Below are 26,075 nucleotides of genomic sequence, written 5' to 3'. Positions count from 1 at the left end.
GGCCAGGGTGGTGCTGCGGATACGACACGGCGCTCCCGGGTCGGGGACGTGGCGTACGCCGGACGGCGTCGGCCCCCTTCCGTCGACCACGAGAGCGCACGTGACGACCTGCTCAGGGTCGGCCGGTCACTCCGAGAGCAGCGGCCGGACCTCGACGCCACCGTTGTGGATCGGCGTCAGCTTGGCGATGGACAGGGCGTGGTCGAGGTCGCGGGCCTCGATCACGAAGAAGCCGCCGAGGACCTCCGGGGAGTCCACGAACGGGCCGTCGGCGACCACGTCGCCACGGATCTTGGTGGCGGTGCCACCCGGCTCCAGGGCGAAGCCGTTGACGATCTTGCCGCCGAGCTCCTCGATCTGCCCCGGGAAGCGGCCGTGCGCCTCCAGGACCTCCTCGGGCAGGTCCGCCCAGCCACCCGGGGTGTCCCGCTCGAAGATCATGATCGCGTACTGAGCCATGAGGCTCTCCTTTCAACCAGTTGGCACTGCGGTTGGAGGGGTCTCCACTTAGGCCGACGATCGGGCCGGCCCACTTTCGACAACGGACCGGCAGACAGTGCGAGGAATTTCCGCCGAAGCGTCTCCGTGCGTGCCGGACACGCCGGTCCCGGGCCGCCGCCCGCGCCGCCCGGCCGCCCGGCCGGCCCGCTCGACCCGGTCCTTGCCCCCGGCGCGGGCGAGGAAATCGCGGTACGCGGCGACCCCGGCACCGGACGGCTCGCGGTGTCCGGCCCTCGGAGCGCCGGCCGACTCGAACTACCACGACCAGCCGGAACCTACCGCGTGCCGGCAGCTCGATCGTGCGACGGATTCGCATTCCGGAATCGGGCGGGAAAGGGGCGGAGGAGCCCGGCCGAATCCGCGAAAAATGGCGTCGACACTCCGTCGGACGGTCGCCGGACAACGCCCTCTTCGTTGAGACGATGAGGGGCGGGCGGCACCCTCCCCAGCACCCTCATGCTTGGCGACAGGGCAGGTCACGCCGTATGTGACGGGGGCGTCGCCGGGTCGCGCGGCCGTGCGTGCGAAACGGCCGGTCCGGCTCGAACCGGGCGTCGCGGCCGGTTGTCCCGGTCAGCGGCGCATGGTGGCCGGTTCTCCGGTCAGCGGCAGCCGCGTCACCGTCGGAAGGACATTCGAGACCACCCCGGAGCCCGAGAGGAATCAGTGCGTCGTGCGTAAGTTCAAGCTCCAGGTCCAGACCAGCGTCGACGGTTACCTGGCCAGTCCGAGCGGTGAGACGAGTTGGATGACGCATCCGTGGACCGAGGACGTCAACGCCTACGTCAAGGCGATCACCGAGCCGGTCGACTGCATCGTGCTGGGTCGCCGGCTCGCCGAGGGGTTCATCCCGCACTGGGCGGCCCGACCGGCGAACGAACCCGCCGCCGACATCGACAAGATCAACGAAACGCCGAAGGTCGTCGTCTCGAACACGCTGACCGAGTCACCGTGGGAGAACACCGTCGTCGCCGGCGGTGACCTCGCCGAGATCGTGCACCGGCTCAAGGCCGGGCCGGGCGGGGACCTGATCGCCTACGGTGGCGGCACGTTGGTCGCCGACCTCATCGGCCGGGAACTCCTCGACGAGCTGCACCTGTTCGTCAATCCGGTCGCGCTGGGCGCCGGCATGCCGGTCTTCGCCGACCTCGGCGCGTACCAACGGTTCCGTCTCGTCGCCGCGCAACCCTTCGAGTGCGGGATCACCGCCCTGCACCTCGCGCCGCACCGGTCCTGAGGCGGTCCGGCCGGTCCCCGAGCCTGTGCGGCCGGTCCCGACGGCGTCCCGCTGGCGGTGCGGCTGTCCCGCTGGTCGCGTGGGGCTGTCCTGCTGGTCCTGTCCCGCTGGTCGTGGGGCGGTCCGGCCGCCGCCGCGCACGCACCCGCGGCGGCGGCCGGCCCCGGGCAGGGCGTGGCCGCCGCCGCAGGGGCGTACGGGATCAGGCGGGCGTGGCGGCCAGGCCGCTGTCCGGCCGGGCGCCGCTGTCCGGCTGGGCCAGCCACCACGGGTTCTCCCGGGCCCACCCGATGGTCCTGGTGAGCCCGGTCCGCAGGTCCGTCGCGCACCGCCAGCCCAGCGTCTCCTGGATCTTGCGGGTGTCCGGCACCCGCCGACGCAGGTCCTGGTACCGCTCGCCGAGCAGCTCCCGGGTCTCGATCGGGACGGTCGGGCCGACCCCGGTCAGCTCGGCGACCAGGTTGCTGACCTCGGCCACCGTGGTCTCCACCGAACTGCCCACGTTGAAGCACTCGCCGAGGGCCCGGTCGCTGGTGCCGACGGTGATCGTGGCGTCGATCGCGTCCTGCACGTACGTGAAGCACCTGGTCTGGCCGCCGTCGTCGTACACCACCGGCGGTTCCCCGTTCAACGCCCGGTGGACGCTCCGGCTGACCACGAACGCCGGCCGCTGCCGGGGACCGTACACGTTGAAGTACCGCACGATCGCCGCCCGCAGCCCGCGGTCCCGGACGAAGGCGAAGGTGAGGTGCTCGGCCAGCGCCTTGCTGGACGAGTAGCACCAGCGGTCGATCGCGGTGCTGCCCAGCACCCGGTCGTCGTCCTCCCGCCACGGCACCGCCGGGTTCTTCCCGAACACCTCGCTGGTGCTGGCGACGACGACCGACGCGCCCGCCCGGGTGGCGAGGTCCAGCACGTTGCGGGTGCCGAGCAGGTTGATGTCGATGACGTCGACCGGCCGGTCGAGGTAGCGGTCCACCCCGACGACCGCGGCCAGGTGGTAGACGGTGTCCACCCCGGCCCGTACCACCTCGGCCACCTCGTCCGCCGACCGGATGTCGCCGGCCACGTACCGGACCGCCGACGAGGGTGCCTGGTCGGGCGGCGGGGCGCCACCGTCGAAGACGGTGACCTCGTCACCGCGCCGGACGAGTTCGTCGACCAGATGGCTGCCCAGGAAACCGCAACCTCCGGTGACCACGACCCGTGCCATAACCCCTTACCTCCCGATTCCTCGGTAGGCGAAACCGTGCCGCCGGAACCGGTCGATGGTCTCGCGCGAATAGTAGGCCCGACCGTCGACGATCACGCAGGACGACGCGAGGGACGGTCGCAGCGCGACCAGGTCGATCTCGTCGAACACGTCGTGCCGCGCCAGCACCGCCACGCAGTCCGCGCCGGCCAGCGCCTCCTGCGCCGTCGCCGTCGGGGCCAGGCCGAAGAGCTTCTCCACCTCGGCGGCGTCGGCGAGCGGGTCGAACAGCGCCACCTCGGCCCCGCCCTGCCGCAGCTTCGTCACCACCGGCAGCACCGGGGTGGCCCGCAGGTCACCGGTGTTGTTCTTGAACGCCACGCCGAGCACCGCGACCTTCGCGTCGGCCAGGTCCCGCCCGGCCCGGCCCAGCTCCTCGGTGATCAGGTCCACCGTGTACGCCGGCATCGAGTCGTTCACCTGGCGGGCGGCCGGCACGGTGGCCAGGTCGATCCCGTGGTCGCGGGCCGACCGCCACACCATCCACGGGTCCTTGGTCAGGCACGACCCGCCCACGCCGACGCTGGGCAGCAGGATGTTGACGTTCCCGCTGCCCTTGCGCATGGTGTTCGCGGCGTTCACCACCTCCAGCACGTCGACGTCCAGCGCCCCGCACAGCTTGGCCAGCTCGTTGGCGAGGGCGATGTTGTGGTCGATCCACCAGTTGCTCGCCAGCTTCATCACCTCGGCGCTCTCCAGCGACCCGCAGGGGATGATCTCGGCACCGATGGTCCGCTGCCAGAACGCGCCGGCGGCGGCCGTGCTGTCGGCGCACCATCCGCCGACGATGATCGGGAACTCCCGTAGCTCGCGGAGGGCCTGTCCCTCGGCGAGCCGCTCCGGGCAGAAGGCCAGCCCGAAGTCCTCGCCGGGCACCAGGCCACCGCCGGCCAGCAGCGGGGCGACCAGGGACCGGGACGTGCCGGGCGGCACCGTGCTCTTGACGATGACCAGCTGACCGGGGCGCAGGTGGTCGGCCAGCTCGCGGCACGCGCCGCGCAGGTACGTGTCGACCAGCGTGGTGTCCCGCACCGGGGTACCCACGGCGATGATCACCACGTCCACGTCGGCGACCGCCCGGTAGTCGGTGGTGACCCGCAGCCGACCCGAGTCGAGGCCGGCGAAGAGCAGCTCGGGCAGACCCGGCTCGCTGAACCGGCAGTGCCGCCGCTCCAGTTGGGCGACCAGCGTCGGGTCGACGTCGATTCCGACGACGTCGACGCCCTCACCGGCGAGGACCGCCGCCACGGTCGACCCGACGTAACCCATTCCGATTACCGCAGCCGAGGTGTTGTCGCCCTGTTCGGACAAGAATTTCATGGGTCACCCACTTCCGTTATGTGACGCAGGTGGCGCACGATCAGCCTGCCGACCCCACCGGCGGTGACGCATCTCCTGTCATGCGCTGACCATTGTCGGGCGGCCGGCCGGTCGGTTCGTCCGGTCTGGATCAACCGCACGGTGGAAGGTGCGTCGACAAACTTCGACGTACGACGATGTACGGCAGTCCGTCGATTCCCAGGGGAGCCTTCCGGTGCCTGCGCGACTCCATCAGCCCGACCTCGGCGTGCCCGCCGACCTAGCCGCCCGGATCGCCGAATCGGCCCGGACGACCACGTCGCCGGTGAGCCCCGACATCGACGACTGGCTGGCCGGGAAACGACAGCGGCCCTTCGAGAGCGTCCTGGTCACCCTGGACGAACTGACCGATCCGCAGGGCTGGCGGTTCGCCGCCGGAACGGGGAACCTGGAACACTACAGTGGCCGGTTCTTCACGGTCGAGGGAATGCACGTCACCACCAACCACGGGCACCTCGGCCAGTGGTGGCAACCCATTCTCGTGCAGCGGGACGTCGCCATTCTCGGAATCATCGCCAAGGAATTCGACGGCGTCCTGCACTTTCTGCTCCAGGCGAAGATGGAACCCGGCAACGCGGACATGGTGCAGTTGTCGCCGACGGTGCAGGCGACCTCCAGCAACTACACCCGGGTGCACCAGGGCCGGCCGGCCCGGTACGTCGAGTACTTCACCGACCCGGGCCGGGGCCGGATCCTGGTCGACATCCTCCAGTCCGAACAGGGCGCCTGGTTCCACCTGAAGCGCAACCGCAACATCGTGGTCGAGGTCACCGACGGGGTGCCGCTCCACGAGGACTTCTGCTGGCTGACCCTCGGGCAGATCCACCGGCTGCTGCGGCGGCGCAACGTGATCAACATGGACGCCCGGACGGCGCTGGGCTGTCTGCCCGTACCGGCCACGCTGGGCGCGCTCACCGCGGGGGAGCCCGACGCCGCCCCGGAGTCCGGCGGCCGGCACACCATGACCGAGCTCCTGAGCTGGTTCACCGGCCGCAAGAGCGAGTACGAGATGTCGGCCCGGCTGGTGCCGCTGAACTCGCTGGTGGGGTGGCGGCGGGACGCCGAGCGGATCCGCCCCGAGTCGGCCGGGAACTTCAGCATCGTCGGGGTGCGGGTGCACGCGCGTACCCGGGAGGTGACCAGCTGGAAGCAGCCGCTGCTGGCGCCGCACGGCCTGGCCCTGGCCGCGCTGGTGGTCCGGCGCATCGGCGGCCGGCTGCACGCCCTGGTCCGCGCCGAGGTGCTGCCCGGCTACCGGGACACCGTGGAACTCGGCCCCACCGTCCGGTTCATGATGGCCGACTACGCCGACACCCCGGCGCACCGCCGCCCGGAGTTCCTCGACTACGTGCTGTCGGCCGGCGACCGGGTCCGCTACGACGTGGTGCAGTCCGAGGAGGGCGGGCGGTTCCTGCACGCCGAGACCCGCTACCTCGTGGTGGAGGCCGGCGACGACGTCCCGCTGCGGGTGCCGCCGGACTTCGCCTGGGTGACCGTCGGGCAGTTGCTGGCGCTGCAACGGCACAGCTACTACCTCGGCATCGAGCTCAGGACCCTGCTGTTCTGCCTGAACAGCCTGTGAACCGCCGCCGGCCCAGGGCAGGGCGGAGCCCGGACCCCGTCCCGAACCTGGTCCCGGACCAGCCGACCACCTGACGAACACGAGCGAGAGGGCACCGATGGCGATCTACGTGTGGGACTACCGGCGGGAGTACGAGAACGAGCGCGAGGAGATCCTCGACGCGGTCGACACCGTCTTCCGGTCGGGTCAGCTCATGCTCGGCGCGAGCGTACGCGGCTTCGAGGCGGAGTTCGCCGGCTACCACGGGGTGCCGCACTGCGTCGGGGTCGACAACGGCACCAACGCCGTCAAGCTCGCCCTCCAGGCCGTCGGCGTCGGCCCCGGCGACGAGGTGATCACCGTGTCCAACACGGCCGCGCCGACCGTGCTGGCCATCGACGGGGTCGGCGCCACGCCGGTCTTCGTCGACATCGACCCGGTGACGTACCTGATGGACACCGACCAGGTGGCCGCCGCCATCACCGAGCGGACCCGGTGCCTGCTCCCGGTGCACCTGTACGGCCAGTGCGTCGACCTCGCCCCGCTGGAGCGGCTGGCCCGGCAGCACGGGCTGAAGATCGTCGAGGACTGCGCCCAGGCGCACGGCGCGCGCCGCGAGGGCCGGCTGGCCGGTACGGTCGGCGACGCGGGCGCGTTCTCGTTCTACCCCACCAAGGTCCTCGGCGCGTACGGCGACGCCGGGGCGGTGATCACCTCCACCGACGAGGTCGAGCAGAACCTGCGCCGACTGCGGTACTACGGCATGGAGGACCGCTACTACGTGGTCCGCACGCCGGGGCACAACGCCCGGCTGGACGAGGTGCACGCCGAGATCCTGCGCCGTAAGCTGCGCCGGCTGGACGACTACATCGCCGCCCGGCGTGCGGTCGCCCAGCGGTACGCCGAGGGGCTGGGCGACACCGGGCTGGTGCTGCCGCAGGTGGCCCCGGGCAACGACCACGTCTACTACGTGTACGTGGTGCGGCACCCCGAGCGGGACGCGATCCTCGCGGCGCTCAAGGAGTTCGACTTCCACTTCAACATCAGCTACCCGTGGCCGGTGCACACCCAGACCGGGTTCGCCCACCTGGGCTACGCCACCGGGGACCTGCCGGTGACCGAGGCGGCGGCGAACGAGATCTTCTCCCTGCCGATGTACCCGTCGCTGCCGGTGGACCTGCAGGACCGGGTCGTCACCACCCTGCGCAAGATCCTCGCCCGCGGCTGATCATCCCCGTCGGCCGCCCACGACGCCCGTACCCGACCGCCCGCCGACGCGGTCCGGGTGCGGGCGTCGAGGCGTCCCGGGGCTGCTCCCGCCGGTGCGCCCGGCCGCGCCGGCCGGCTCCCGTCCCGGCGGTTCCGCCACCCGGCCCGCTCGTCCCGGCCGTCCCGCAGTCGGCCCGGCCGTCCCGCAGTCGGCCCGGCCGTCCCGCAGTCGGCCCGGCCGATGCGCCCGGCGCGTCCGGCCGCCCACGGAAGGCCGCCGGAACGTGCCGGGGCAGATTCACCGGGCGGTCACCCCGGGCCGGGCGCGACGCCGACGTGGGGTCCCCGGTGGACTCACCCACCGGGAACCCCACGCGACCGCACCCGCGCCGCCCGGGACGGGTCCGACTGTCGGCGCGCCCGCCCGACTCAGGGACGGGGCGCGCGGTACTCGAGCGTCAGCTTCTCCAACACCGGCACGATGTCGCTCGGGCTCGGCATCGCCTGCACCTCGGTGCGGACCCGGGCCGCGTTCGCCGCGTACGACGGGTCGTCCAGCACCCGCTTGAGGGCGTCGCGCAGCACGTCGGCGGTGAGCCGCCCGGCGTTGGCCGCGTACACCCCGACGCCGCGCGCCTCCAGCCCGTCCGCCATGGTGATCGGGCCCCACCACTTCTCGACCTTGAAGTCGTTGGGCACGATGACCTGCGGTACGCCGGCCTCCAGCGCGGCGGCCAGCCCGCCCGACCCGCCCTCGTGCACGATCGCCGAGCAGGTGGGCAGCAACGCGTTCAACGGGACGAAGTCGACGGTGCGGACGTTGTCCGGGATGTCGGTGATCCCGTCGAGCTGCTGGGCGTTGAGGGTCGCGATCACCTCGACGTCGAGGTCGGCCACCCCGTCGAAGAGCGCCTGCGCCGACACCGCGCCGCCGATCTTGGCGTCCCGGTGCGAGATGCCCAGCGTGATGCAGATCCGTCGACGGGTCGGCGGCTCGAACACCCACCGCGGGGTGGCCGAGGGGCCGTTGAACGGCACGTTGCGCATCGGCAGGTAGTGCGCCCCCGCCGGCTGCCAGATCCAGGTCGGCATGGGGGAGATGGTCCACTGGCCGAGCGTCGCCGCTTCGTCGAACTCCTGGCCGTACCGCCGCATGATCGGCTCCAGCCAGTCACGCAGCGGGTCGCCGGCGGTGTCGAACCCGGGCCGGCAGGCTTGCCGCAGCTGGACCGTCCGGTCGGTGGCGAACAGCATCCGGGCGTGCGCCGCGCCGACGGCCCGGGCGGCCACCACGGCCGGGAAGGCGGTCGGGTCGGCGATCACCAGGTCGGGCCGCCAGGACCGGGCGAAGGCCACCAGGTCGTCGGTGGTGGAGTCCGGGAAGAACACCTGCCGTACGCCCGAGACGTAGTCGTCGTACTCGACGTGCGGATCACCCCAGCCGTAGTCGCTCTGCACCGACCGTCCGGTGCGCTGGCCCCTCGGGTCGGCCGGTCCCCTCGGGTCCTCGACCGGCACCGCCTGCGCCATCATCTCCTCGAGGCGGAGACTCTCGCCGATCGCGATGCCGGCCAGCCCGGTGCGGACGATGTCGTCGGCCACGTCCGGCGGGCCGGCGACGTACACCTCGTGGCCCGCGGTGCGCAGCGCCCACGCGAGGGGCACCTGCATGTACAGGTGTGACCGGAAGGGATTGGTCACGAAGAGAATCCGCATCGGCGTCCTTCCACCTAGGCGATCAGCGACGGCCGCCCCGGCCAGGCGCGGGCCGTCCCCTCGGGCCCCTGGAGAGGGAGCCGACGCTCGGACCCCCAGTATGGCGTCGCCGGGTCGCCACGATCGTCTTTTGAATTGCGGGCCGTCGATGTCTGTGGGCGTGCCGGCGCGGCCCGCCCGCGCCGGCGATCTTCGTCGCACGTTGGGAGATGCGACGCCGTCCGGCCCGACGACATGCTGTGCCAGGGCACGGGGACGACGCCCGGCCCGGCACGGGAAGTGCGGTCCACGAGCGGCCGGCAGCGGCCGGTGAAGAAAGGCGGATGCGCCGGTGACCGAATGTCGAATCTGCGGCGGTGGGGTCGAGGAGTTCCTGGACCTCGGTCGCCAGCCGCTGTCCGACGCGTTTCTGCGTCCAGCCGACGTCGACGGGGAGTTCTTCTACCGGCTCGCCGTCGGGCGCTGCGTGGCGTGCACGATGGTCCAGTTGACCGAGGAGGTCCCGCGCGAGCGGATGTTCCACCAGGACTACCCCTACCACTCGTCCGGGTCGTCGGTGATGCGGGAACACTTCACCCGCACCGCCCTGGACTTCCTGGAGACCGAGCTGACCGGGGCTGACCCGTTCATGGTCGAGATCGGCTGCAACGACGGGGTGCTGCTGCGGACGGTCGCCGAGGCCGGCGTACGCCACCTGGGCTTCGAGCCGTCCGGCGGGGTGGCGCAGGTGGCCCGGGAGCGGGGGGTGCGGGTCCGCAACGACTTCTTCGAGGAGTCGACCGCGCGGGCCGTCCGGGAGGCCGACGGGCCGGCCGACGTGATCTTCTCGGCGAACACCATCTGCCACATCCCGTACATCGACTCGCTGCTGCGCGGGGTGGACGCCCTGCTCGCGCCGAACGGCATCTTCGTCTTCGAGGACCCCTACCTCGGCGACATCGTGGCGAAGACCTCCTTCGACCAGGTCTACGACGAGCACTTCTACCTGTTCTCGCTGCGCAGCGTGCAGGCGATGGCCGCGCGGTTCGGGTTCGAGGTGGTGGACGTGCGGCGGCTGCCGGTGCACGGTGGCGAGGTGCGGTACACGCTGGCCCGGACCGGTGCCCGGCAGCCCACCCCGGCGGTGGCCGAGCTGCTGGCCCAGGAGGCCGCCCAGGGGCTGGCCGAGCCGGCCGTGCTGGAGGCGTTCGCGTCGTCGGTGCACCGGATCCGCGAGGACCTGGTCGCCCTGCTGCGCAAGCTGCGCGCCGAGGGCCGGACCGTGGTCGGCTACGGCGCGACGGCCAAGAGCGCCACCGTCACCAACTTCTGCGGGATCGGGCCGGACCTGGTCTCCTACGTGGCCGACACCACCCCGGCGAAGCAGCACCGGCTGACCCCCGGGGCGCACATCCCGGTCCGCCCGGCGGAGGACTTCGCCGCCGCGTACCCGGACTACGCGCTGCTGTTCGCCTGGAACCACGCCGAGGAGATCATGGCGAAGGAACAGGACTTCCGCACGGCCGGCGGCCGGTGGATCCTGTACGTGCCCGAGGTCCGGGTGGTGTGACGTGGCCGAACTGTCGCCGATCTACCACCAGGCCGAGGTGTACGACGCCTTCTACCGGGGCCGGGAACGCGGGTACGAGGCCGACTCCCGGCTGATCACCAAGTACGTCCGGGAGCGCAACCCCGCCGCCGCCAGCCTGCTGGACGTGGCCTGCGGGGCCGGCCGGAACCTCGACCACTTCGCCGAGTCGTTCCCGCACGTCGAGGGCGTCGACCTGGCCGCCGACATGATCCGGCTCGCCCGCCGGCGGCTGCCCGGGGTACCCCTGCACGAGGGCGACATGACCGACTTCGACCTCGGCCGCCGGTTCGACGTGGTGACCTGCCTGTTCAGCTCCATCGGCTACCTGCCGGACGTCGGGGCGCTGAACGCCGCGCTGCGCTGCTTCGGCCGGCACCTCAACCCGGGCGGGGTGGTCGTGGTGGAACCCTGGTACTCCCCGGAGAACGCGCTGTCCGGGCGGGTGATGGGGGACGTGGTGACCGTGGACGGGCAGACCATCTCCCGGGTGTCGCACACCGTGGTGGAGGGCCGGCGGCACCGGATGTCGGTGCAGTACCTGGTCGCCGACGCGGAGTCGGGGATCCGGCACTTCACCGACCTGCACCTGCTGTCGCTGTTCACCCGCGAGGAGTACGACGCGGCCTTCGCCGGGGCGGGAATCGGCGCGGTGGAGTTCGTCGAGACCGGACCGGGCCGGCCCGGTCTGCTGGTCGGCGTCGCGTCCGGCGCGGCCGGCTGAGGTCGGGCGGAGCCCCGGTCCGGTGCCCCCGGCCCACGGACGGTACGGGTGGGGAGGCGGTCCGACCGCCTCCCCACCCGCCGTGGTCACCACCTCGGCGTCAGCCGCGCACCCGGTCGTCCGTCCGGGGAGCGGGACCGGTCCCGCCGTCCGCCCGAACCCGTCCGGCGGCACCGCCCGCCCCTCCGGTCCGGCCGGATCCGCGTCCGGTGCCGCCCCTTCCGCGTCCGGCGCCGCCGGCGACCCCGACCGGTCGCCGGTCGTCGTCCGGGTCCGCCATGCCGGCCACCCACATGTCGCGCAGCGACTCCCGCAGCCCGAACCGGGGCCGCCAACCCAGCAGCCGCCGCGCCAACCGGATGTCCGACTGGATCCAGTCGCCGCCGAAGCCGGAGACCGGGCGTTCCCGCACCGCGACCGCGGCGGCGGGCAGCTCGGCGACGTCGATCAGGTGGGTCACCAGGTCACGGATCTCCACCGCCACCCCCTGCCCGATGTTGACCGCGCATCCGGCGACGGGGGACCGGACGGCCCGCGCCGTCGCCTCCGCCACGTCCCGCACGTCGACGAAGTCCCGCCGGTCGCCGGTCACGGTCAGTTCGGCGGTCCGACCCGCCGCGGCGTCCCGGAGCAGGTCCAGCAGCTTCCCGGGAAAGCTCACCGGCGACGGGTACGGACCGCAGACGTTGGTCAGCCGGAGCACGATGCCGTCCACGGCACCCCGGGCGGACGCGTCCAGGACGGCCTGCGAGCCGGCGAGCTTGGTCCGCGCGTACGCGGTGGCGGGCCGGGGCGGGGTGGCCTCGTCGACGGCGGTTCCCGGTGGCACCGGGCCGTACTCGTGGATGGTGCCGATGTGGACCAGCCGGGGTGTCCAGGGCAGCCGGGTCACGGCGGCCAGCAGCCGGTGTACCGCGTCCACGTTGACACAGGCCAGCTCCGCCGGGCTGCGGTCCCAGCCGTCGGTCGCGTTGGCGCCGTCGGTGGCGTTGACCACCACGCCGATCCGTTCGGCGTACAACAGGTCCGCGATGGTGGCGGTGGTGGCCGTGTCCAGGTCCAGCGCGCGGAAGCCGGGGCCGCCCCGGTGCCGGACCGGGTTGCGGGCGACCGCGAGGACCCGGTGACCCTCCTCGGCCAGCAGGGCGCAGAGATGGCGGCCGACCCAACCGGTCCCGCCGAGTACGGCGATGTTGAGGCGCGGGCCGAAGACTGTTCCGAACATGGATTCTCCGAGGGTGTGCTCGTGATGCCGGCGAACCTGGCGGGCGCGGGGCAGGACGAACGGCCGGGCGGGGGCTCCGGCTGACGGGCGGGCGGGAACCACCGTCCGTCCGGTGTGCTGCGGGCCGGCCCGGCGGACTCGCCCGACGGGACGGTGATCGTGGGGTATCGGCGGATCGACGCCCGGTGCCGGACACGTCGGCGCGGGGCGGCGTCCACCCGTACGGTCCCGGCCGGGGCTGGATCCAGGCCGTACGGTGCCGGCCGGGGCGGGTGTCCACCCCGTACGGTCCCGGCGGGGGCCGGGGTACGACGCCCGGCCGTCGTCACGACGGTCAGTTTCCGGGCCGGGCGGGACGGGGGAGTGTGCCCGGTTGGTCGGGCCGGGGCGGGACGGGAACGGCTACCGGCCGGCGGGCCGTGCCACGGCGCCGGTCAGCCGGTGCCGCCGTGGTCCCGGGCGGAGGTTCGCCCGGTGCTGCGGTGGTTCCTGGCGGCGGTCCGTCCGGTGGTGCGGTGGTCCCGGGCGGCGGTCCGTCCGGTGGTGCGGTGGTTCCGGGCGGTGGTCGGCCCGGTGGTGACCGGGCGCGCCGGCACCGGCGGACAGCGGTCCGACCGGAAGGACGGGGTGAGCAGATGTTCGACAACTGTGTGGGGGCATGTCTTGAAGTGTCGGAGATCCACTCCCCGGCCCGCACCTCCTGACATGCTGATCTAGGGCCTGCGTCGACGTCCTTGGTCGAGCCGAGGACGTCGACGCAGGCCCTAACGACCGGCCTGACCCGGGAGTCGGCGACCGGTCGCTGGACGGCGTGCCTGGTCGGTCAGTCCAACGCGTAGGCGATCTCGGTGAGGTACTGCCCGTAGTCCGACTGCCGCATCTGCACCCCGAGCCGGTAGCAGGCGTCGGCGTCGATGAAGCCCATCCGCAGCGCGATCTCCTCCAGGCAGGCCACCCGTACGCCCTGCCGCTTCTCGATCACCTGCACGTACTGGCTGGCGGCCAGCAACGAGTCGTGGGTGCCGCAGTCGAACCACGTGTACCCGCGACCCAGCCAGACCAGCTCCGCCCGGCCCTGCCGGACGTACTCGCGGTTGACGTCGGTGATCTCGAGTTCGCCACGGCCGGAGGGGGTGAGCCCGCGGGCGATGTCGACCACCTGGTTGTCGTAGAAGTACAGGCCGGTGATGGCGTTGTTGGACCGCGGCTTGCGCGGCTTCTCCTCCACGGACACCAGCCGGCCGGTGGCGTCGACCTCGCCGATGCCGTACCGCTCGGGATCGGAGACCGGGTAACCGAACAGGGCGCAGCCGTCGAGGGTCTCCCGGGACTGGCGCAGCAGGTCCGGGAAGCCCGCACCGTGGAAGACGTTGTCGCCGAGGATCAGGGCCACGTCGTCGGTGCCGATGTGGTCCGCGCCGATCACGAACGCCTCGGCGATGCCGCGCGGCTCGTCCTGCACGGCGTAGGACAGCTCCATGCCGAGCGCCGAGCCGTCACCGAGCAGCTGGCGCATCACCGGCACCGCCGACGGCGTGGAGACGATCAGCACCTCCCGGATCCCGGCCAGCATCAGCACGGACAGCGGGTAGTACACCATCGGCTTGTTGTAGATCGCCAGCAGCTGCTTCGACGTGGCCAGGGTGAGCGGAAACAGCCGGGTGCCGTTGCCCCCGGCGAGAACGATGCCCTTCATCACGCGGTCCGTTCCTCGAATCGTGGGTCAGTGGTCGGTCCGTCCTCCACGCGCCCCGGGGCACGGTACGAACGCCGGGCGGACGTGCCCGTATGCACCCCGCGAGGGCCGGACGGTCCGGGCGCCCGCCCGGGGAGCGCGTTCCCTGCGGCGACGGGTCCGGATGCCGGCGCTCGGCCCCCAGTATCGATCGTGGCACCGACCGGCCGGGACTCCTGACGTGCGGTGCTGTCTGGCCCGGCAACCGCGCCGCCCACCGCGCGTGCCGGCCCTGACCCGCGTGCCGGCCCTGACCCGCGTGCCGGCCCTGACCCGCGTGCCGGCCCTGACCCGCGTGCCGGCCCTGACCCGCGTGCCGGCCATGGCATGTCTGCCGACCCTGGCATGTCTGCCGGCCGCCGGGGCGTGCCGGCCGCGCTCCGGCGGCCGGGTGGTGTGGCCCCGGACTCCGGCTCAGCCGCCGAGCACCCGGACCAGTCGGCGCGCCTCGGTCACCAGGCGACCCGACCCGCCCCGGGCGGCGACCTCCGCCAACCCGGGCACCGCCGCCCGCCCACCGGTGGCGGCGGCCGTCTCCGCCGCCAGGGTCAGCAGGTCCGGGGTGCCCCGGGGCGCGGTCGGCGCGGCCAGCAGCGCCGGCAGGGCGGCGGCGAGCAGCCGCCAGACGGTGAGCGGGGCGCCGGCCGTGACCGCGTCCCGCAGCGGACCGGAAACCCGGGTGAGGGTGAGACCGCCGGCGGCCGCGAGCGCCCCGAGGTGGGTACCGACCGCGGTGGCGTCCAGCCGGCCGGCGGCGGCGAGCCCGAGCAGCGCGTCGAGGGCGGCCACCCGGTCCGTCTCGTGTCGGCAGCCCAGCCCGTACGCCAACGCCAGGTCCAGCGCCGGACCGCCGTCGCCCCGGCACTCGGCCAGCAGCGGCAACGTCGCCGCGGCGTCCCGGACGTCCTGGTCGGCCCCGCTGGCGACCTCGGGCAGCAGGTACGCCGCCACCAGCCCCGGGTACCCGGGCAGCACCGCCGGCCACAGCGTTGCCCACCGTCCGTAGCCGGTCCCGACCGGCACCGGGGGCAGGGTGAGCAGCCCGTACCGGTCGGCGTACCCGTCCGGCGGGTCCATCCGTACCAGCGTCCGCTGCTCGGGCAGCCGGTCGTACTCCCAGTCGTAGGGCCTGCGGCGTTCCCTGCGGTGGACCGTGACGACCTCGGCGACCGGCCGGGGCAGACCGCCGTGTCGTAGCCACTGCGCGAGCTGGTCACCGGCGGGCGTGCCCAGGGCGGCGGCCTTGCCCGCCAACGGTTCGTCCACTCCGGCGGGCAGCCGGAGCAGCGCCTGGGCCAAGTCCCAGCGCCACGGTTCGGTGGCCCCGAGGTGGGCGATCCGCTCGTACAACGTGCCCGGGTCCACCTCGCCGGTGGTCGACGTCGGTGCGGCGAGCAGCCCCGGCCGGCCCGGCTCACCTACCCGGCCGGCGATTTCGGCCAGCCGGGCCCGGAGCAGCCGGTGTGGTGCCGGCACCCGGGGTTCGGTGAGCTGCCGCCGTGCCTCCGGCAGCCGACCCACCGCCGCCATCAGGGCATGCCACCGGCCCCGCCGGGGCTCGGCGTGGCCGGGGTCGGTGGCCGCCCGCAGCACCCCGTCGAGCACGCCGCACAGGCAGCACGGATCCCACTGATGCTCGGACAGCCGGCCCCGGTGCCGGTCCAGGACCGGGACGAGCGCCCGGACCAGACGCGACCGCTCGGCGCCGGCCAGCCGCACCAGCCCGTCGAGGATCCGCTCCAGGGGCACCGCGGTCAGCGTGCCGGCGAGCAGCACCCCGACCTGCTCGGCCACCTCGTCCGGATCGCTCAGCGGCGGTTCCGCCGGGGCCGGCCCGGCCGGCGGTGGCAGGTCGTCACCGGCCGGGGTGACCACCACCGGCGGTGCCGGCCGGTAGCCGTGCCGGGCGGCCACCGCGCCGGCCCGGTCCCGGACCTCGGCGGCCGGGTGCGTCAGCGCCCCGGCCAGCACCTCGACGATCTCCGCCGCCCGGTCCGGCCGGCGACGGGCCAACCGGTCCAGTTCGCCCACCTGGGCCCGGACCAGCGCCTTGTCCGGCCGGAGCAGCACCGCCGCCGACACGTCCAGGAACGCCTCCACCTCGACGCCGTCCCACCGGCGTACCGTCTTCTGCGCCATCGTCGCCACCGCCACCGGCGCGTCGGCCAGCAGCCGCAGGTAACCGTGGCCGCGTGCGGCCACCTCCCCGACGGTCGGGGCGAGCAGGTCGTGCAGGGCGACGAACGGACGCAGCGCGGCCGGCCGGTCGTCGCGCAGCAGCCGGCTCAGGCACCCGTCGAGCAGGGCCGCGCGATCCAGCCGTCCGGTGCGGGCCAAATCCGCCAGCGCCCGGGGAATGCCCATCGTCTCCCGCGTCCGGAAGTCCTCGGTGGCCAGCCGGGCGCCCAGGCCGTCGACCTCGAACAGCCGGGGGACCAACGCGTCCAGGAACGGGTCGGCCGCCAGCCGGTTCCGTAGCGGCAGGGCCCGCTGCTGCTCCGGCGGCCAGAGCACCGCGGCCACCCAGCCCGACACGAAGGTGTCCCCGGTGGGTGGCGGGGCCTGCTCGGCGGTGACCAGGTCGGCCACGAAGAACCAGCCGTCCTCGGGATCGGTGGGGGCGAGCCGGTCCGCCAACCGGTACGCCAGGTCGGCCAGCCAGGGCACGCCACGCTGCCGGGCCACCTCGATCACCGGGTGGGCGGCGGCGAGGCGCAGCGACACCGAGCGTCGACCCAGCATCCGCGCCACCTGGGCCGCACTGGGCAGACAACCCACCGCCAGTACGGCCAGCGCGGTCGCCCGGCGCTGCGACCACCAGGAGCCCGGCGGCTGCTGGCGGACGTACTCCACCAGTTCCCGCGCCAGTTCCCGGCGGTGCTCCTCGGTGAGCCCGCTGACCCGGTACGTGGCCGCCCGGACGTTGCCGGCCGCCAGGAAGTCCAGCCCGGTCACGCCCCGACCGCCGCCGCCGTGTCCACCATCGACACCGCGAGGGCGTGCCGGCACGGTCCGCGTTCACCCCGGTGCCGGGCCCACCACAGACACGAGCAGGTGTACCCGCCCTCGGGCCGGCGGCGCACCCGGTACACCTCGGTGCCGTGCCGGACGGTGGCGACCGACCCGTCCCGGCCGACCGCGCCGGCCTCCACCAGCGCCCGCGCACCGGCCAACCGGGGATTGTCCCGCTCCGCCCGTCCCGCGTCGTACGGCAGCACCCGGTGGAAGTACGCCCCCTCGGCCACGTCGAAACCGACCCGCCCGGCGGTGCCCAACTGCACCAGCGCCGCCCGGACCCGGTCGGCGGAGCGGCCCGCCTGGGCGGCCAGGGTCGCCACGTCGACGGTCGGATCCCAGGACAGCAGCGCGCTGACCAGGTCGGCGTCGTCGGCGACGTCGTCGGTGGCCAGCGCCGCCAGCACCCCGCCCTCACCGGAGAAGCCCCGGTGCGGCTCCGGCGACAGGGTCAACGACAGCCGCATCCCGCCGGTGTCCAGCTCCCACACGCTGGTGGCGGGCGGCGAACCGGCCGACAGCGGCGGCCCGTACACCCGCAGGGTCCGGGCGTACCGCAGCAGGCCGCGCAGCGCGACCAGCCGCCCGGCCCCGGCCAGGCAGACCGCGCCCGGACCGGGCCGGGACGTCAACCGCAGGGACCGGCCCGCCGGCACCGCCCACAGCACCGACCGGTCGCCGCCGCGCGGCAGCCGGCGCAGGAACGCGGCGGCCTCCGCCGCCGGGATCTCGGCCCGTACCGCCGTGGCCGCCGCCAGGACGTGCACCTCGGCGAAACCGCGCAACCACCGGGCCGGCAGCGGCACCTTCCGCTCCACCACCGGTCCGTCCAGGGTGGACACGGTGAGGTCGTCCGGGCCGACCGACAGGTGCAGCGGATCGAGCCCACCGACCCGGGCCAGCGCCTCGCGCAGCGGGGCGTTCACGTCGACGTTGGTGGTGCCGTGCGCGACCACGTCACCGTCGAACCCGGCGGGGGAGACGTCGAGGCGCGCGTACACCCCGCAGCAGCCGGAGAACGACTCGAACCGCAGCCGGTCCCGGCTGCCGGTGACCACCGGGTCGAGACTCGCCGGGCTGACCGGCTGGTGGTAGCGGGTCCGGGCGACCTCGGCGACGGCCAGCAGCCCGGCCGCAGCGGCCTGCGGCGCGGTCAGGAAACCGGTGAAGAACCGGGGGTTGGCCGTGGGACCGCCACTGGTCTGCAGGGCCAGGTCACCGTCGCGCAGGGTGGACGGTCCGAGATAGCGGTACGTCTGAATCGCGTTCACGGTCGCACACCGTAGGCGGGACCACCGACATCCGGTGCTGGCCGGACGAGCCTGTCGGTGCCCGTCGGTAGGGTGCCCCGCGTGACTGACCACGACTGGTCCGACGTACCGGCCGCGCTGGCCCGGTTGGCGGCCGATCCGGGTGCCCGCGCGGTGTTCGGCGCGGCCGCGCACGGCTTCGTCCTCGACCCGCCCCTGACCGGCCCCGAGCTGACCGAGCTGGAGGAGCAACTGGGTGTGCCGCTGCCCGCCGGGTACCGGTCCTTCCTCCGCCAGGCGGGGCGGGGCGGCGCCGGCCCGGCGTACGGCCTCTTCCCGGTGCGGCGGGTCGACGGACGTTGGCGGTGGGAGGGCGACGGGGCCGACCTGACCGACCTGGCCGCCCTCGCCCGGCCGTTCGCCCACACCGGGGCGTTCAACCCGGCCGACGCCCTGCCGCCACCGCCGGACGAGGGCGACTACGACTCGGCGGCGGCCCTGGAGGCCGCCGAGGACGCCTACCAGGAGGAGTACGACCGGGTCGTCTACGCCCCCGAGCACTCCGTCGGGCTGCTCTACCTGTGCCACCTGGGCTGCGCGTTACGGGAGGCGCTGGTGGTCACCGGCCCGGCGCGCGGGCAGATGTGGGCCGACGACAGCGCCGACGGCGGTGGGTACCGGCCGCTGCGCGACGACGACGGCCGGCCGCTGGACTTCGCCCGCTGGTACCGACGCTGGCTGACGGCGGCCCTGGTCGAGCTGGGCCCTGGACCGGCGGACTCCCGCCGACGGCCGGCCGGCGACCGTGGCGACCCCCACGGGGCGACGCCGTCCTGATCGCCGCGCCGGGCCGGGCTGCCGGGTGATCCGACCCCCGGGTCCACCACGACGGTGGCGACGGGCCTCGGCCGGACCACCGGGCCGCCCCATCCGTCACCCGGGGTGGGGCCAGGGGTTTTCCCAGGTCAGCCGTTGGCGGGATGCCCCGCCGTTGCGGCCCGGTGCCAGACTTCCCCCATGCGGCACGGCGTCGTCGGGCGGGACGAGGTGTTCGACCAGGTCTGGCCGATGCTGAGCCGACCCGGGCCGGTGCTGCTGGCGGGGCCACCCGGTATCGGCAAGACCGAGCTGTGGCGGGCGTTGTGCGCCGAGGCGGCGCACGCCGGCTGGCTGGTGCTGGCCTGCGCCCCCACCGAGGCCGAGTCCGCGCTGCCGTACGCCGCCCTGGCCGACCTGCTGCGTCCGCTCGCCGACCGGGTCGTCGACCTGCCCCGGCCGCAGCGGATCGCGGCCGAGGTGGTGCTGCTGTCCGGGGACACCGACGAGACGGTCGACGTCCGGGCGGTCGGCGCGGCCACCCGGGCGCTGCTGGAGGCCGCGACGACGGCGGGCACCCACCCGGTGGTGCTGGTCGCGGTGGACGACGTGCCGTGGCTGGACGCACCCAGCGAACGGGCCCTGCGGTACGCCCTGCGCCGGGTGCCCGGCCTGGCCGTGCTGGCGACCTGCCGACGCGGCGACACCGTGCCGTCGGGGCACCGTCGCGTCACCATGGAGGAGCAGCGGGACGGCTGTCCCGCGCCGCTCGGGCTCGACGGCGGCAGGTGGGGTCCGGTCGAGGTGCCGCCGCTGGGCGTGGCCGCCCTGCACCACGTGCTGCGCGACCGGCTCGGTGGCACGCTCAGCCGGCCGCTGCTGGTCCGGGTGGCCCGCGAGGTGGCGGGCAACCCGCTGCTCGCCATCGAGGTGGGGCGGGCCATCCGTCGACTGCCGCGCCAACCGGCGCCCGGTGACGACCTGCCGGTCGCCCCGTCCCTGCACCACCTGCTCACCGACGTCCTCACCGGGCTGCCCCCGGCCAGCCGGGATGCGGTACGGCTGGCCGCGCTGCTCACCGTGCCCACCCTGGCGGACCTGGCCGCGGCCGGGGTGCCGGCCGACGCGTTCGACGCGCCGGAGGAGGCCGGTCTGCTCACCGTGACGCCCACCGCCGTACGGTTCGCCCACCCGGTGTACCCGGCGACGGTCCGCGCCGGCATCCCGCCCGGGGTGCGGCGTCGCCTGCACCGCCGGCTCGCCGACCTGGTCACCGACCCCGACGAACGGGCCCGGCACCTGGCGCTGTGCGCCACCGACCCGGACCCGGCGGTCGCCGAGGTCCTCGCCGCCGCCGCCGACCGCTGGCGCGTCCGGGGCGCGCCGGACTTCGCCGCCCAGCTCTACGAGCGCGCCGCCCAGCTCACCCCGGCCGTCGAGGCGGCGGCCCAGCCCACCCCGGCCGTCGAGGCGGCCGCCCAGCTCGCCCCGGCCGTCGAGGCGGCGGCCCAGCCCACCCCGGCCGTCGAGGCGGCGGCCCAGCTCGCCCCGGCCGTCGAGGCGGCGGCCCAGCCCACCCCGGCCGTCGAGGCGGCGGCCCAGCTCGCCCCGGCCGTCGAGGCGGCGGCCGTGGGTGCGCCGGCCGACGACACGGGGCCGGCTGCGGGCACGCCCGCCGACGGTCGGGCCGCCCGACCGGGGGACGAGCCGGCCGGTCCGGGCCGGTACCGGCTCGCCGCGGCCCGCTGCCGGCTGGACAGCGGTGACCTACCGGCCGCCCGGGACGCCGCCGACGCGGTCGCTGCCGCCTCCACCGGCCCGGTACGCGCGGAGGCGCTGCTGCTGCGCGCGGTGGCCGCCTGGTGCGGCGGCGAGGCCGGCCGGGTGGCGGTGCGTACCGCCGAGGCCGCCCTGGCGGCGGCACCGGCCGGGTCGGCGCTGGCCGGCCGGATCCACGCCCACCTCGCCGTCTTCGACGACCTCACCGAGGCGGCCCGGAGCCACGCCGAGGCCGCCGCCACCCTGCTGGACGGTCGCGACACCGACCAGGACCTGCTCTCCGCCGCCCTGGTGCTGCTCTTCTTCCAGGAGGTGCGCCTGGGTCGACCACCCCGCACCGACCTGCTGGACCGGGCCCTGGCCCTGGAGGGCGACCAGCCGGCCTGGCTGGCCAGCACGGTACCGGCGATCTGGTGGAAGTCGATCGACGACGCCGACCGGGCCCGACGGCGACTGCACCGGCTGCTCGGCCGCGCCGAGACCCGGGGGGACGAGCCGCTGCAACACGAACTGCTGTCGCACCTCGGTGAGGCCGAACTCCTCGCCGGCCGGTGGGCCGACGCCGAGCGGCACATCACCGCCGCCCGGGAACTCGGCGAGCAACTCGGCACCGGGCTGGTCGGCGAGACCTGGCTGGCCGGTCTGCTCGACGCCCACCGGGGCCGGCTGGCGGCGGCGGACCGGGTCGCCGAGGCGGGCCTGCGGCTCGCCGACGAACTGGACGACACCTGGTGCCGGCGGATCCACCAGCAGCTCGCCGGGTTCGTGGCGCTGTCCGCCGGCCGGATGGCCGACGCCGCCGCCGCGTACGCCGGTCTGGCCGCGTCGGTCGACGGCACCGGGCTGGTCGAGCCGCTCGCGTTGCGGTTCGAACCCGACTGGATCGAGGCGTGCGTGGGCGCCGGGGACCTGGTCCGGGCGGCGGCCGTGCTGGACCGGCTGGCCGCCCGGCACCGCCGCCTGCCCCGGCCCTGGACCACGCTGGGCACCGCCCGCTCCCGGGCCCTGCTGGACAGCGCGTCCGGCGCGGACACCACCGCCGCGTTGGCTGCGCTCGCCGCGGCGCGGGACGCCGTGCCGGCGGACGTGCTGCCGCTGGACCGGGCCCGCTGCCTGCTGGTGGCCGGGATGGTGCACCGCCGGGCCCGCCGCAAGGCACCGGCCCGGCAGGCCCTGGAGACGGCGGTCGCCGAGTTCACCGCGCTCGGCGCGGCGGCGTTCGCCGGGCGGGCCCGCGCCGAACTGGCCCGGGTCGGTGGCCGCCCGGAGCAGCCCCGGCAGCTCACCCCCACCGAGGAGCGGGTGGCCCGGCTCGCCGCCCGGGGCCGGACCAACCGGGCCATCGCCGACGAGCTGTTCGTCAGCCCGAAGACCGTCGAGGCGAACCTGGCCCGGGTCTACCGCAAGCTGGGCATCGCCACCCGGGCCGAGTTGGGTGCGGTGATGACCGGTGGCGGCGCACCCGGGTAGGGAAACACCCGATTCCGTACCGCCCGCCGCGCCCTAGCCTCGGGGCATGACCGGCGGGATGTGGAGACCGACCCTGATGACGAACCCCCGAAGGGGCCGGTGGCACCGTCGCCCGGCCCGTGCCCTGCTCGCCGGCTGCGCGGTGGCCCTGCTCGCCGGCTGCGGCGCGGTCGACATCGGGGTCCGCGGCGACGCCGACGCCCCACCCGCCGTCGACGTCGGCGCGGACCCGACGACCCCCGGCACCGCCCCGACCAGCCCCGCCGAGCCCCGCCCGACTGACGGCGGCGACCCGGCCCCGTCGGACCCGGCGGCCGTCGATCCGTGTGCCCTGGTGACCCGGCCGGAGGCGGAACGGGCGCTGGGCCTGCCGGTGCAGGACGCGGTGGCGATCGCCGAGAGCTGCACCTACACCGCGCCGCCCAGCGGGCCGACCGGCCAGGTGGAGGTGTACGTGGCCGACAGCGCGAAGAACCTGCTGACCGCCGAACGCGCCCTCGGCCACGACATCGACCCGGTGCCCGGCATCGGCGACGAGGCGTACGCCGAGGACGGGATGATCTTCCTCAACCAGGGCGGCGTCTGGGTGGCCATCCGGCTGGTCCGCACCGACGACCTGGCGAAGTACCGTGCCGCCCTGGAGGGCCTGGCCCGCACCGCCGCCGGCCGGCTCTGAGGTCGCGCCCTGACCGGCGGCCCCGGGAGCGCCCGGGGCCGCACGGCGTTCGGCCCTCGGGGCCGCCCGCCGTTCAGGGGGCGATGCCGACGTACTTGACGCTCAGGTACTCGTCGATGCCCTCCGGGCCGCCCTCGCGGCCGAACCCGGACTGCTTCACCCCGCCGAACGGCGCGGCCGGGTTGGACACCAGGCCCTGGTTGACGCCGACCATGCCGACGTCGAGCCGTTCGCTGACCCGTACCGCGCGGGACAGGTCCCGGGTGAACAGGTACGCGGCCAGCCCGTACCCGGTGTCGTTGGCCCGGCGCAGCGCCTCCTCCTCGGTACCGAAGGTGGTGACCGGGGCGACCGGGCCGAAGATCTCCCCGTGCAGCAGCCGGGCGGAGTCGGGGACGTCGGCGAGCACCGTCGGCGCGTAGAAGTGGCCCACCGCCCCGACCGGGGCACCCCCGGTGACCAGCCGGGCCCCCCGGTCCCGGGCGTCGGTCACCAGGTCGGCGACCCGGTCCCGGGCGGCGGCGTCGACCAGCGGGCCGACGGTGACGTCGGGTTCGGTGCCCCGGCCCACCACCTCGGCGGCCATCCGGGCGGCGAACCGTTCCGCGAACTCGTCGGCCACCGACTCGTGCACCAGGAACCGGTTGGCCGCCGTGCACGCCTCACCCATGTTGCGCAGCTTCGCCAGCATCGCGCCGTCGACCGCCCGGTCCAGGTCGGCGTCGGCGAAGACCAGGTACGGCGCGTTGCCACCCAGCTCCATCGACACCCGCAGCAGCTGGTCGGCGGACTGCCGGACCAGGTGCCGGCCGACCGCCGTGGAGCCGGTGAAGGTGAGTTTGCGCAGCCGGGGGTCGCCGATCAGCGGGCTGGTCAGCTCGGCGGCCCGGGTGGTGGTGACCACGTTGACCACCCCGGGCGGTACGCCCACCCCGGCCAGCAGGTCGGCCAGGGCCAGCATGGTCAGCGGGGTCTGCGGGGCCGGCTTCACCACCGCCGTGCAGCCGGCGGCGAGCGCCGGCCCGAGCTTGCGGGTGCCCATCGCCAGCGGGAAGTTCCACGGCGTGATCATCAGGGTCGGTCCGACCGGCTGCTTCGTGGTCATCAGCCGGGTGGCGCCGTCCGGGGCGACGCCCCAGCGGCCGGCGATCCGGACCGCCTCCTCGGCGAACCAGCGGAGGAACTCCGCCCCGTACGCCACCTCGGCCCGGGACTGGGCCAGCGGCTTGCCCATCTCGCAGGTGATGAGCAGCGCGAACTCCTCGGTCCGCGCGACGAGCGCCCGGTACGCGGCGTGCAGCAGGTCGGCCCGGTGCCGGGGCGCGGTGGCCGCCCAGGCGGCCTGGGCCGCCACCGCCGCGTCCAACGCGTCCCGCCCGTCGGCGGGCGTGCCGTCGGCGACCCGGCGCAGCACGGCACCGGTGGCCGGGTCCGCCACCGGGAAGGTCCGCCCGTCGGCGGAGTCCCGCCACCGGCCGGCCACGAACAGGCCGGTCGGCACCCGTTCCAGGACGGCCTGCTCGGTGTTCTCCCGCCCGGCCGGGGCCGGTGTGGTCGGCCCGGGGTGGGCCGGTGCGGTGCGGTCGGAGTGGGCCGGTGTGGTCGGGCCGGCGGGCGGCCCGGGGCGGGCGGTCACCGCTGGGCCGCCTCGAACGCCTCGGCGAAGATGTCGAGCCCCTCGGCCAGCAGCGCGTCGGGGGCGGCCAGCGGCGGCAGGAACCGGAACACGTTGCCGTAGCTGCCGCAGGTCAGGGTGACCAGGCCGGCGCGGTGGCAGCGGGCGTTGACCGCCGCGGTCAGGGCGGGGTTCGGGGTGGGGTCGTCGGCTCCGGCGACCAGTTCGACGGCGAGCATCGCCCCGCGTCCCCGGATCTCGCCGATGGTGTCGTACCGGCTCCGCAGCGCCTCCAGCCGGGGCCGGAACAGCCGTTCGACCTGTCGGGCCCGGCCGCACAGGTCCTCGGCGACCATGGTGTCGATCGCCGCCAGCGCCGCCGCGCAGGCGACCGGGTTGCCGCCGTAGGTGCCGCCGAGGCCGCCCGCGCCGACCGCGTCCATCAGCTCCGCGCGGCCGGTCACCGCCGCCAGCGGCAACCCGCCGGCCATCCCCTTCGCCGTGGTGACCAGGTCGGGGACCACCTGCTCGTACTCGCTGGCGAACCAGTCGCCGGTGCGGCAGAAGCCGGTCTGGATCTCGTCGGCGATCAGCAGGATGCCGTGTTCGCGGCACCAGTCGGCGACCCGGCGCAGCCAGCCCGGTGCCGGTACCACGAATCCGCCCTCGCCCTGGATCGGTTCGATCAGCACCGCCGCCGTGCGGTCCGCGCCGACCTGGGTGCGTACCGTGTCGACGAACGCGTCGAACGCCTGGTCGGCGCAGGCGTCCGCGCCGCCGGGCCAGCGCAGCGGGTACGCCATCGGGGCGCGGTAGACCTCCCCGGCGAACGGCCCGAACCCGTCCTTGTACGGGCGTACCTTGGCGGTCAGCGCCATGGTGAGGTTGGTCCGCCCGTGGTACGCGTGGTCGAACACCACCACGGCGGAGCGTCCGGTGGCCCGGCGGGCGATCTTGACGGCGTTCTCCACCGCCTCCGCGCCGGAGTTGAACAGCGCCGAGCGTTTCTCGTGGTCGCCCGGGGTCAGCGCGTTGAGTCGTTCGCAGACCGCGACGTACTCCTCGTAGGGGGTGACCATGAAGCAGGTGTGGGTGAAGTCGGCGACCTGCCCGGTCACCGCGGCGACCACCCGGGGGGCGGTGTGGCCGACGGTGGTGACCGCGATGCCGGACCCGAAGTCGATGAGCTGGTTGCCGTCGACGTCGACGAGGATGCCGCCGGCGGCGCGGGCGACGTAGACCGGTAGCCCGATGCCGATCCCGGCCGAGACCGCCGCCGTGGTGCGGCGGTGCCGGGCGACCGACTCGGGTCCGGGGATCTCGGTACGCAGGACGCGGTGCTGGGGGACAGCGGACATGCGCCCATCC

18 protein-coding genes are annotated in these 26,075 nt (G+C 74.7%); 8 read left to right on the top strand and 10 right to left on the bottom strand.

The annotated features are described in order from the left end of the window. Positions 1-126: 126 nt before the first annotated feature. Positions 127-459 carry a YciI family protein gene (locus PVK37_RS23865; RefSeq protein WP_275030010.1) on the bottom strand — a complete coding sequence of 111 codons (333 nt, stop codon included), beginning with the start codon at positions 457-459 and terminating at the stop codon, positions 127-129. Positions 460-1,174: 715 nt separating this feature from the next. Between PVK37_RS23865 and PVK37_RS23860 the strand changes: the two genes are divergently transcribed. Continuing rightward, positions 1,175-1,738, top strand: a complete 564-nt coding sequence (locus PVK37_RS23860) for a dihydrofolate reductase family protein (protein WP_275030008.1) — start codon at positions 1,175-1,177, stop codon at positions 1,736-1,738. A 202-nt stretch (positions 1,739-1,940) separates the two neighbouring features. Here PVK37_RS23860 and PVK37_RS23855 read toward each other — a convergent pair whose 3' ends face one another. Both PVK37_RS23855 and PVK37_RS23850 read right to left on the bottom strand, forming a co-directional pair. Further along, positions 1,941-2,951 carry an NAD-dependent epimerase/dehydratase family protein gene (locus tag PVK37_RS23855; protein ID WP_275030007.1) on the bottom strand — a complete coding sequence of 337 codons (1,011 nt, stop codon included), beginning with the start codon at positions 2,949-2,951 and terminating at the stop codon, positions 1,941-1,943. A 6-nt stretch (positions 2,952-2,957) separates the two neighbouring features. After that, a complete protein-coding gene (locus PVK37_RS23850; protein WP_275030006.1) occupies positions 2,958-4,310 on the bottom strand; it encodes a nucleotide sugar dehydrogenase in 1,353 nt (450 codons plus the stop codon). Between the two features lie 214 nt (positions 4,311-4,524). Between PVK37_RS23850 and PVK37_RS23845 the strand changes: the two genes are divergently transcribed. Beyond that, positions 4,525-5,931, top strand: coding sequence for an NDP-hexose 2,3-dehydratase family protein (locus PVK37_RS23845; protein ID WP_275030004.1), 1,407 nt, complete (start codon positions 4,525-4,527; stop codon positions 5,929-5,931). Positions 5,932-6,028: 97 nt separating this feature from the next. After that, entirely contained in the window at positions 6,029-7,138 is a 1,110-nt protein-coding gene (locus tag PVK37_RS23840) for a DegT/DnrJ/EryC1/StrS family aminotransferase (RefSeq protein WP_275030003.1), read from the top strand. 410 nt (positions 7,139-7,548) lie between these two features. On the opposite strand, the gene PVK37_RS23835 is transcribed toward PVK37_RS23840, so the two are convergent. Continuing rightward, positions 7,549-8,835: an activator-dependent family glycosyltransferase gene (locus PVK37_RS23835; protein WP_275030002.1), complete on the bottom strand. Its 1,287-nt coding sequence runs from the start codon at positions 8,833-8,835 to the stop codon at positions 7,549-7,551. 331 nt (positions 8,836-9,166) lie between these two features. Between PVK37_RS23835 and PVK37_RS23830 the strand changes: the two genes are divergently transcribed. Beyond that, positions 9,167-10,384 (top strand): class I SAM-dependent methyltransferase, encoded by a 1,218-nt coding sequence (locus PVK37_RS23830; RefSeq protein ID WP_275029999.1) that lies wholly within the window; start codon positions 9,167-9,169, stop codon positions 10,382-10,384. Position 10,385: 1 nt separating this feature from the next. Continuing rightward, positions 10,386-11,126 (top strand): class I SAM-dependent methyltransferase, encoded by a 741-nt coding sequence (locus tag PVK37_RS23825; RefSeq protein WP_275029998.1) that lies wholly within the window; start codon positions 10,386-10,388, stop codon positions 11,124-11,126. A gap of 100 nt (positions 11,127-11,226) precedes the next feature. Here the strand turns inward: PVK37_RS23825 and PVK37_RS23820 are convergent, their stop codons facing one another. The 4 genes from PVK37_RS23820 to PVK37_RS23805 form a co-directional block, all read right to left on the bottom strand. After that, positions 11,227-12,351, bottom strand: a complete 1,125-nt coding sequence (locus PVK37_RS23820; protein ID WP_275029997.1) for an NAD-dependent epimerase/dehydratase family protein — start codon at positions 12,349-12,351, stop codon at positions 11,227-11,229. An 823-nt stretch (positions 12,352-13,174) separates the two neighbouring features. Further along, positions 13,175-14,047: a glucose-1-phosphate thymidylyltransferase RfbA gene (gene rfbA / locus PVK37_RS23815; protein WP_275029996.1), complete on the bottom strand. Its 873-nt coding sequence runs from the start codon at positions 14,045-14,047 to the stop codon at positions 13,175-13,177. 453 nt (positions 14,048-14,500) lie between these two features. Continuing rightward, a complete protein-coding gene (locus tag PVK37_RS23810) occupies positions 14,501-17,041 on the bottom strand; it encodes a DUF6493 family protein (RefSeq protein ID WP_275029993.1) in 2,541 nt (846 codons plus the stop codon). Next, on the bottom strand, positions 17,038-18,372 hold the full coding sequence (locus tag PVK37_RS23805) for an SWIM zinc finger family protein (RefSeq protein WP_275029991.1): 1,335 nt from the start codon (positions 18,370-18,372) through the stop codon (positions 17,038-17,040). Before PVK37_RS23805 ends, PVK37_RS23810 begins: the two co-directional genes overlap by 4 nt. Before the next feature lie 81 nt (positions 18,373-18,453). Between PVK37_RS23805 and PVK37_RS23800 the strand changes: the two genes are divergently transcribed. From PVK37_RS23800 to PVK37_RS23790, 3 genes are all read left to right on the top strand, one after another. After that, positions 18,454-19,188 carry an SMI1/KNR4 family protein gene (locus PVK37_RS23800; protein WP_275029990.1) on the top strand — a complete coding sequence of 245 codons (735 nt, stop codon included), beginning with the start codon at positions 18,454-18,456 and terminating at the stop codon, positions 19,186-19,188. Positions 19,189-19,368: 180 nt separating this feature from the next. Continuing rightward, complete coding sequence (locus PVK37_RS23795) at positions 19,369-22,416, top strand: helix-turn-helix transcriptional regulator (protein ID WP_275029989.1); 3,048 nt, start codon at positions 19,369-19,371, stop codon at positions 22,414-22,416. A 76-nt stretch (positions 22,417-22,492) separates the two neighbouring features. Continuing rightward, positions 22,493-23,092, top strand: a complete 600-nt coding sequence (locus PVK37_RS23790) for a DUF3558 family protein (RefSeq protein WP_275029988.1) — start codon at positions 22,493-22,495, stop codon at positions 23,090-23,092. Positions 23,093-23,165: 73 nt separating this feature from the next. Here PVK37_RS23790 and PVK37_RS23785 read toward each other — a convergent pair whose 3' ends face one another. Together PVK37_RS23785 and gabT are read right to left on the bottom strand one after the other, a co-directional pair. After that, positions 23,166-24,728: an NAD-dependent succinate-semialdehyde dehydrogenase gene (locus tag PVK37_RS23785; RefSeq protein ID WP_275029986.1), complete on the bottom strand. Its 1,563-nt coding sequence runs from the start codon at positions 24,726-24,728 to the stop codon at positions 23,166-23,168. Beyond that, complete coding sequence (gene gabT, locus PVK37_RS23780; RefSeq protein ID WP_275029984.1) at positions 24,725-26,065, bottom strand: 4-aminobutyrate--2-oxoglutarate transaminase; 1,341 nt, start codon at positions 26,063-26,065, stop codon at positions 24,725-24,727. Before gabT ends, PVK37_RS23785 begins: the two co-directional genes overlap by 4 nt. Positions 26,066-26,075: the final 10 nt, after the last annotated feature.

It is taken from the genome of Micromonospora cathayae (assembly GCF_028993575.1).
GTDB lineage: Bacteria > Actinomycetota > Actinomycetes > Mycobacteriales > Micromonosporaceae > Micromonospora > Micromonospora cathayae.
The sequence above is the reverse complement of the archived record's forward strand: the minus strand, read 5'-3'. Positions and strand labels throughout refer to the sequence as shown.